Genomic DNA, 7,702 nt, shown 5'->3' with positions numbered 1-7,702 from the left:
ATAGGAGCAACCAACATCGATTATCTTCAACTTCGTCTTGTGTCGAACGCGTCGATAATCGGCAAAGATCCTTTCGAAGATCGGCTTGGCCCGATCTGGGAGCATATAGTCCAGGGCCCGATGCGCCCGAAAATAGGCGTGCGGCCACCTGCGATTGTAGGTTGCCGTGAAATCGTACTTCGCCCCCTGAATTCTGCCGCGCTCTCCACTTGCTGCCTCACCTGACATGCTGCTTTCCTTCTTCGATCCAATGATCGCAATCTCACCCGCGATACAAATATCGCTCGCCAGCTCCTGCCGCCTCACGAGAGACGTTTCAAAAGTCGTGCCAGGCTTAGCAGAGGCCACAAGTGCGATTTTTCTGCACATCAACCCAATTGGTTACATGTCGGCCGAAGCCGTGCCGGTCCACACACCAGGTTCGGGCCGCGACGGGGTGACCGTTTCGCCATCTGCCTGCAGCTGGGCATATTCATTCATTGACGGACAGTCGCTGACATCACGATTTGCGGCTGATGTAGCTGTCGCAATGACTCGCTTCAGCGTGCCTGCCCACTGAACTCTCACCCGGCTGTCGCCTGCCAATTGTAAAGCGTTGGCTCTGAGATCCCGCGCTTGCAGGGCCAGATCGCCCGCCTTCGTCCCGTCTCATGCTCACGCGGCATCGTGATGATGATTGCCGTTAACCGCTTTCTTTTCACCAGTTCGGAAGGTTAGGGGCCGCACATTGGTTTTGTTCGTCAATGGTCGGAAATGGAGCGATCGACCAACTGATCAAGTCGACGGCACGCTGAAGTATCGCCTCGGTTTGAGCAAGACTGGATGAAGCCGCGATGACATGTCCCAAACAGTCACGATAGTCGCCTTTTCTGACAATCGGCGTCTTGGGTTCAACATAAAACTTGACCTCGGCAACACCTGATACTGCGGCCGCTTGGCTTTCCCCATCGATCCAATCAAGGGTGCCATCGCGATCAGCAACCAGATGCCGCGCGGCCGCAATGTGCGAATGCCTTGTGCGCAAATTCCATTCATTGCCGATGACAAGGTTGATGTGCGCAGTGATGAGATCAACACCGTAAGCCAGACGAACGAGTTGAGGAAAGGGCGTGCCAGCCAGACGCGGATTGACTTCAACGACGACCGGGCCACGCATCGTCCACCGGAGTTCAACGTTCGTTGGCCCCCAGCCAAGGCCCAGAGCGCGCAAACAGCTCAGCGAAACATCGGCGATACGCTCATGCTCGTCATCACTCAGCAGTGCCGGGTAGGTGAACCCACGACAGACGAAATGCGGTGGACGACCGAAGTCACCGGTGCCAATCCCAATGACCTCATTCCCCATTATCTCAGCGGTATAATAGGGGCCTTGTGCGAATTCTTCGACCAGTAGCTTTGGCGCAGACTGCCAAATGTGCTGCCCGCCCAACAGATAGTTCGTGTGTTCGACTACCTCATCGGCAGTGCGGCACAATCGGACACCGACGCTGCCGCTGCCCACCGCAGGCTTAACTATCACCGGTAGTCCGACCTCCGCGGCAGAGGCCTTTACCTCCGCTGCATTGGCCGCCAATCGATAAGCAGGCATCGGAACGCCTGACGCCGCGAGAAGTTGACGCTGAGTATACTTATCGAGGCATTGTTCAATAGCTTCCGGGTTCGGTCCAGGTAGATCGAAGTGCCGACAGAGCTTGCTGGCTGTCGCATAAAATGCGTCCCGAGCGCTCGTGATCCCGGCGATGTCATAAGTCGCTCGGAGCCGGGAACATTCGCTGATCAGCGCATCCAGATCGTCTGTATCAACACGGATTGTCTCAGCCCCTTTCGCCGCGAAATGGTCGTACCGACTTGGATCGGCCGAAAGGGTAATTGGCTGAAGGCCAAGACGCTGAGCAGCCTGGACATAGAGCAGACTCGAGCCCATTGTCGTGCCTCCAAGTTGGATCAGCGCTCTTGCCATTGGCTGTGGACCCCTTCTGTGCGTGCCGTGCGGCGGTGTGAAGGATTGTCGGCATCTTTGTAGCCGCGTTTGATTTGTAGCCGCGTTTGACCTCAGACCTGCCTCAAGGCTACCATCGTCAACGATTTTGCGGTGTTAAGAATCTGCAAAATTTTATTTCGAGTTTGTTGCAACGGTTGCCGTTCAGACTTTTGTGTTGCGTCTTTGCAAAGCCGGACAGGGATAGAGTAAACTCTAGACTGAAACACAGAAACGTTTTCCTTGTTAAACTTACGCTGCATTTTTCATCTGTCGTCAGCGTGAACGCTTCTGTTCGTATTCCTCCGGGCTTAAATAGCCGATCGCCGAATGCAGCCGCTGCCGGTTGTAGATGGAGGCGATGAAGACCCAATCCGCTTGCGCGCGTCGGCGGTGAGGCCCTGCACTTCTTCCTGCTTGAGCGTTTTCATAAAGCTTCCGCTTTCGCTTGTGTTCACTCATAGCAGCAACTCATCAAGTACCAGCCCTTCGCTGGCCAGCCTGGCAGGCGCTTCGCGTAAGCCACGCTGTCGTCCTTGAGAGATGATAACGCAGAGAGCAGCAGGGCACTGCGCAAAGCGTTCGATTCCCCATGGCGCACGTCCCGGTGTGGCGCGACAATTCTGATTGGCGCAACGCTCGCAGCTTCATTGTCGTGCCGAATTCCGGAGTAAACGCTGGCGGGGCGTTGGAGATCAGGTCGACTAGGTGTCCGCGCTGCCGCGTGATCACGTAGGGCAACGATTGCCAATCAGTTGCATCAGCCAGGTGAAGTTCGTCGATACGGCTTTGGCGATCTCGCTGTCGCTTTTATCATAGAGGGGCTCGGCCGACGCGATGATCCCGGCATCGCAGACCGGCACGCGCTAGCCAATCTCTTTGATCAGGCCTGCCAGCCGGTCACCATTACAGCTGGCTCCAACGACGCTCAGCCCCGACACCGCTGAGGGCCGTCACGATCTTCACTTTTGAAGTGATGGATAGCTCCAGAAATTGGGAGTTTCTTCCTGAACAGGCTCCGACCGCGGATCGAAGACCCGGCTTCGAAACGTTACTTGAGCAGGTCGAAGGCGTCGCCCCAGCAATCGGACACCATGTAACCAAGCTGGTAGGGGTCGGTCGGGTCGACGCCGATTTGATGGATGCCGTGAATCCAACCGCGCCCGGAAATCCTAGGCAATATGCCGGGCTTGCCAGCCACCTTGGTCGTTCCGATGATCGAGACCTCGAACTCACTGTCGATGATCGAGCGCGCGAGCCGCTTCTCGCCTTCCGCGAACTGGCCACGCGCATACATCGCCGCGAGCCGTGCGCTGTTGCCCGTGCCGCATGGCGAACGGTCGACGCGGCCCGGAGGGACGACCGTGACGCCTTTCATCCGGCCCTCGTCGTCGTAGCCGACGAACATCGTGTAGGACAGCCCGCTCAGACCGGCTATCTCAGGATGCCGGACGTCGATCTGGGTGTCGATGGCCCGCTGGACACGGCAGCCGATATCGACCAGCTTTCTAGCATTCTCGGTCGTCAGCTTCAGGCCGAACTGCTCGGGATTTATGAGCCCGTAGAAGATGCCGCCATAGGTAATGTCTACCACCACCTTGCCAATACCCGGGACATCTACCTCGGCGTCTAGCAGCAGCGGGAACGACGGCGGCATATCGAGAGTGACGCGCTCGCATTTCCCGTTTGAGCATTTGGCAACGGCCTTGACGAGGCCGGCCGCGGTTTCGATGGTGACGACCGTCTCGGGCTCCTTCATCTCGACCATGCCGGTCTCAAGAAGCACCGTGACGAGGCAGATGCTGTTGGAGCCGGACATGGCGTGCGCCTTGTCGCCCTGCAGGATAATGAAGGCGGCGTCAGCCTCGGGATGCACGGGAGGCAATAGGAGATTCGTGCTCATCTGCGCGCATCCCCTGGGCTCGTTCACCAGGAAGCGGCGCAGCCGGTCGTCGACGTTGTTTAGGTAAAGCAGTTTGTCGAGGATGGTCTCGCCCGGAATCGACAGGACACCCCCGGTGACGACACGACCTACGTCTCCTTCGGCGTGTGCTTCCACCATCGTGAAGGTCTTGCTCCAGCGCATTTCGGGCTCCTCAAACTCGAGAACAACGCTCGCAGGACAAGCGTCTCGGTTCAGCTTTGTCTACATAATGACGACAATTATCTTTCTGCCGCTGGATACCAGACCGGCGCACCTTTTTCAAGCGGGGCGCGTACGGGAGCCGCTCCGCGGAAGCACATTCTTCGGACGCTTGGCGGCGGCGAAATTCGTCGGGACCGGCCACGGGAAGACCGGTCGGCCTTGCACGTTGGGCTTTTCGAGGATAGCTGGGAACGCGCAGCTCTACACTGGCTTACTTCAACCTGAGGGCGGCTGGGGCTCAACGTTCTCGCATAGCTTGTGGCCGCCGTAACCCTGATCCTATGGACGCCAGCGTTCTGGCCCGGGCCGGGAACAAAAGGTGGGGATCACCCAGGACGTTCGAAGCGATCGATCGCGAATGGCTGGCCAGCTTGTCGGTTTGGCCTCAGCAGTTCCAACATGATCTCCGCCGAGGCCGCAGCGAAGCTCAGTCCGCAGTGGCCGTGCCCGGCCGAGTAGAATATCCGCTTCTCTCTTGCAGATCGTGAGATAATCGGTACCGAGTCCCGGGTCGAAGGTCGAAGGCCTGACCAAGACTTGCCACCCGGGCAAGCAAAGGTGTGTCCTCGCCCTTAACCGTGATCGTGTGCTCTACCGGATGTACCTCTTCCACGTTTGCACGCCGATACTTGCCGCCCCTGCCAATCGCAGCTTGAAACAGGCTCGTCACCACATCATACGGATCGGTGACTGCACCCCAGTCATCCGACAAGATGGCGCCCGCGAACTCACGAGAAAGGGATGGCTCAAGTTCGGCGAGATCGCGCCAGTCGGCAATGCTCGAGTTTCGCGCGCCAGCTCGGGATGGCGCTCTCTAACGAATGCTTCGACTCACGAGCTGGCGCGTGCCGAACCATGTTCCCGAGTCCGGCTTTTGCCAGCAGCGCTTTGGTGGAAGGCAGTGCCTTGGCGCTAAGCAGCGTCAGCGCTTCTGTCGCCCTTTGGTAGGCCCTCTGCCTGCCACTGAGGTAGAAGCGACACAGCCAAGGCGCCAGCCTAGGAGCATAGAAGGAGACGGAGCATTTGGGTCGACCAGCATACGGATTGCGGTCCCTAGCCGGGATTGCTGATCGGAAAGATCTCCGATCCCGCAATATGTCCTGCATTCCCGAAAGAGGGTCCGGCTCTTCCGGGAGCGTCACGATCGAGGAGTGTTACGACAAAGTCCCGACGGGAGAGCAAGAACGCCAATGCGACCCCAACGATGCCAGCGCCAACGACACCCACGGCACAAGATTTCGCGCCATCATCCATGAAAATCCCTCATTTTCGCCGATCAAAGATCGCGCGCCGTTGTCGACCGAAATGGCATAAATCGACATTCGGTCGACAGGCAAGCAACAAGCTTGAACAGGGCTTCCGTCAGGTGGCGATTTTCATTTTCGAGGTGATGCTCCGCTCCATGTATTCCAGGAAGTCCCCCTTGAACTGGCTCGCGTGCTCGTGGGCAAGGCGCTCGGCCTCGTCTGCATCTTGAATGCGGATGGCTTCGACCATTTCTCGATGGTGCTGGTTCAGGCGCCCTACTGTGGAACCCAGGCTTTTGAAGAGGAATTCACTGTGAAAGTAGAGCATCCGTCGCCCTTCCTCCAGAATCCGCTTATAGAATCCGGCAAAATACTGGTTGCGGCCCGCCTGCGCGATCCGGATGTGAAAATCGTAGTTACCTTCGATCATAGGCAACCAGTCGTCGGTATCGAAACTAAGCTTCGCTTTCTTCTCGAATACCACAAGTGTAGATTCGATTTCCTCTACGTCCCGCTGAGAGCGGCAAATGGCAGCTGACCGATGGGTAGCGCGCTGCAGAAGATCCAAAGCATCCAGATATTCGGGCACGCTGCGGAAATCGAGAGGAGCTACAATCGTGCTGCGATTCTGAAGCGTAACGACCAATCCCTCACTGGCAAGGCGCACCAGGGCCTCTCGAATAGGGGACCGCGAGAGTTGGAAGCGTTTTCCCAACCCTACCTCGTCCAATGGGGCGCTGGGGGGCAGCACCATGCTCAGAATGTTGTGACGGAGCTCGGTATAGACCCGGGTACTTCCGGTTTCTCGGGGAACCGCGGTCTCTCGCCCCGCCGCCGCTTTTTTTACTAGCATAGTCGTCCGTATCCTCGCTGCAGATCAGCTTGATCAGCCAGACCATCCGAGGTGCCAAAACGGCCTCGCTCAATGGCATGTCCATGATGTTCGGGTTACCTACTATTACCCGTGCCGGTCAAGGTCGACAACCTGCATACATCATTGTGCAACGCCGACTCTAGAGAAGGTTTCACCAACGGTCCCATAGCTGAGAAGTCGAGGGGAAAATGGAGGACCCGGGCCCGCTTGCGAAAATCGGGCAAAGCAGAGACTAATTGCGACGTTCATCCAAGGCGCGGCCGCGCAGCAATCAGTCCCATCTGACGCTGTGAAGGCAGCCCTCCTACCGGCGGGAGGACACCGGCAGGGCACGCCGTAGATATGGCGCGAGCGTGTGGCAGCACGACATCGGCGGCAAGCGTGCCTATGGGTAGAACTTTCTTTGCCGTTGAGTTAACCGGAGCGTTGGCACTCAATTCCCCCCTATCTGACTTCGAAACCTGAACCTAGAGGGTGAAGCATCATTTCGAATGAGCCGTCTTTCGCCGCCATTCAGGCTTGGCAGAATCTGCGCTCTGGGTGAGAGCTGCCAGCCTAAGGATCAGATGGCCGGTCAAAGTCTTCCCGAAGAGCATTCACGACGGCGATCGCAGCATGGCCTCGGTCACTTGTCCGGTAGTCAGCTTTTTTCGATTTGACCATCTGTCTTTACGCCCTGTTTACAGCGGTCGATTTCGAACAGACTGATCACAAAAAGGGAGGTCCGGTTTTAATCCGATCTCTCGCTGGGCAAGCTCGTCAGTCTCCGGCCCGACCAGTTCCACGCCAATCCGCGTGCAGGCATTGCAACAAATCCTTCAAAGAACTTCATAGACTCTTAGCAACTCCAAACCGCTGGGAATGGTAAGGAACAACGCAAACTGCAGCATCTGCCGAGACGCCAAATGACAAGATCAGTAGGACGGGCATTCAGTCTTTCCATTTGGGCTTGACCAATGACGACACTGGTCAGTCGCCTACGCACGGCAGCGCATCCTGACCGTCTTCGAATCCTGGGCCTTTGTGCGCATGCGGACCTAACTGTCTGCGAGCTGGCGGAGATTCTGGGCGTGTGTCGAGAGCGGGTTGCGCGACACGTCCGGCTGCTCGCCAGAGCCGACTTTCTTTGCTGCAACGAACAGCCTCCGTGGCGCTCGTACCATCTCAAGGCAGAATCCAACGACGGCGGGCTGGTTCGATTATTGGTCGATCTCCTGCCCCATCGCGACGGCTATCATAAACAGGACCTGCAAAGGCTTGAAGCGGTACGAGACACGCGGCCGAAGGGGACCGCATGCCTGATCGTGAAATAGGTCAATCCAATTGGAGCGCGAAGCTACATGGACAACTCCGCCGACGGCACCATCGCCCAGTCCGACACCCCTGAGAGGTCATCCTTGGCGGCGGTTGATTGCCGCGTTCACGAGCTGCTTCAGAGACAGAAGCGGCAGGAGCGG

6 protein-coding genes and 2 pseudogenes are annotated in these 7,702 nt (G+C 57.6%); 1 reads left to right on the top strand and 7 read right to left on the bottom strand.

Going from position 1 to position 7,702, the window contains the following annotated elements; all coding sequences use genetic code 11:
- The 7 genes and pseudogenes from NKJ26_RS32805 to NKJ26_RS32775 form a co-directional block, all read right to left on the bottom strand.
- Nucleotides 1–369: pseudogene (locus NKJ26_RS32805) on the bottom strand (hypothetical protein); the annotation flags it as partial.
- Nucleotides 370–697: 328 nt separating this feature from the next.
- Nucleotides 698–1,960, bottom strand: coding sequence for an ATP-grasp domain-containing protein (locus tag NKJ26_RS32800; protein WP_352699967.1), 1,263 nt, complete (start codon nt 1,958–1,960; stop codon nt 698–700).
- Nucleotides 1,961–2,254: 294 nt separating this feature from the next.
- Nucleotides 2,255–2,440, bottom strand: coding sequence for a hypothetical protein (locus tag NKJ26_RS32795; RefSeq protein WP_352699965.1), 186 nt, complete (start codon nt 2,438–2,440; stop codon nt 2,255–2,257).
- 589 nt (nt 2,441–3,029) lie between these two features.
- Nucleotides 3,030–4,064, bottom strand: a complete 1,035-nt coding sequence (locus NKJ26_RS32790; RefSeq protein ID WP_352699963.1) for a proline racemase family protein — start codon at nt 4,062–4,064, stop codon at nt 3,030–3,032.
- Between the two features lie 386 nt (nt 4,065–4,450).
- A pseudogene (locus tag NKJ26_RS32785) lies at nt 4,451–4,651 on the bottom strand (FAD-dependent oxidoreductase); the annotation flags it as partial.
- Between the two features lie 526 nt (nt 4,652–5,177).
- On the bottom strand, nt 5,178–5,378 hold the full coding sequence (locus NKJ26_RS32780) for an FAD-dependent oxidoreductase (protein WP_352699961.1): 201 nt from the start codon (nt 5,376–5,378) through the stop codon (nt 5,178–5,180).
- Between the two features lie 108 nt (nt 5,379–5,486).
- Nucleotides 5,487–6,224 carry a GntR family transcriptional regulator gene (locus NKJ26_RS32775; protein ID WP_352699959.1) on the bottom strand — a complete coding sequence of 246 codons (738 nt, stop codon included), beginning with the start codon at nt 6,222–6,224 and terminating at the stop codon, nt 5,487–5,489.
- A 977-nt stretch (nt 6,225–7,201) separates the two neighbouring features.
- Here NKJ26_RS32775 and NKJ26_RS32770 point away from each other — a divergent pair.
- Nucleotides 7,202–7,558 (top strand): ArsR/SmtB family transcription factor, encoded by a 357-nt coding sequence (locus NKJ26_RS32770; protein WP_352699957.1) that lies wholly within the window; start codon nt 7,202–7,204, stop codon nt 7,556–7,558.
- Nucleotides 7,559–7,702: the final 144 nt, after the last annotated feature.

Source organism: Mesorhizobium sp. M0152 (assembly GCF_040322415.1).
Lineage (GTDB): Bacteria > Pseudomonadota > Alphaproteobacteria > Rhizobiales > Rhizobiaceae > Mesorhizobium.
Note: the sequence above shows the minus strand (reverse complement) of the source record. Positions and strands in the feature narration are given on the sequence as shown.

Bases quoted from the DNA above. Each gene is read 5' to 3' on its own strand.
- NKJ26_RS32800 (WP_352699967.1), bottom strand. From the start codon at position 1,960: ATGGCAAGAGCGCTGATCCAACTTGGAGGCACGACAATGGGCTCGAGT.
- NKJ26_RS32795 (WP_352699965.1), bottom strand. From the start codon at position 2,440: ATGAGTGAACACAAGCGAAAGCGGAAGCTTTATGAAAACGCTCAAGCA.
- NKJ26_RS32790 (WP_352699963.1), bottom strand. From the start codon at position 4,064: ATGCGCTGGAGCAAGACCTTCACGATGGTGGAAGCACACGCCGAAGGA.
- NKJ26_RS32780 (WP_352699961.1), bottom strand. From the start codon at position 5,378: ATGGATGATGGCGCGAAATCTTGTGCCGTGGGTGTCGTTGGCGCTGGC.
- NKJ26_RS32775 (WP_352699959.1), bottom strand. From the start codon at position 6,224: ATGCTAGTAAAAAAAGCGGCGGCGGGGCGAGAGACCGCGGTTCCCCGA.
- NKJ26_RS32770 (WP_352699957.1), top strand. From the start codon at position 7,202: ATGACGACACTGGTCAGTCGCCTACGCACGGCAGCGCATCCTGACCGT.